Here is a 312-nt window from a genome sequence, read left to right as displayed (position 1 = left end):
CCGATACTATGAGATTGTCTTCCGTCAATAATGAAAAACATAATAGATCCATCTTTTTTCTGTGCCATAATACTTCGAGGACCATAGCCCCATCCACCGTCATTTTTTATCATTTTTTCACCATTTACAATTAGCTGAGGCATAAAACCAGCAGCGGAAACGACATTTTTATTTAACAGTTGATTAGCAGAAAAATCTCCTGACACCATTTGTCCGTATTTTGTAAGTCCACTAATAAGGGTAGGGGTGTTACTATCTTTTGGTGTGATTATAACCTTTCCGTTTTCAATAACAATGCCGATACCAGTTTTA

Annotated in this window: 1 protein-coding gene; it reads right to left on the bottom strand. The window is 36.2% G+C overall.

Going from position 1 to position 312, the window contains the following annotated elements:
* Positions 1 to 312 (bottom strand): phosphodiester glycosidase family protein (locus tag KVT27_RS24130; RefSeq protein ID WP_217582125.1); only part of this gene is annotated, 312 nt, incomplete at both ends.

This window comes from Lysinibacillus sp. GbtcB16 (assembly GCF_019091145.1).
GTDB classification, from domain to species: domain Bacteria; phylum Bacillota; class Bacilli; order Bacillales_A; family Planococcaceae; genus Lysinibacillus; species Lysinibacillus fusiformis.
This window is presented reverse-complemented; position numbering and strand designations above follow the sequence as displayed.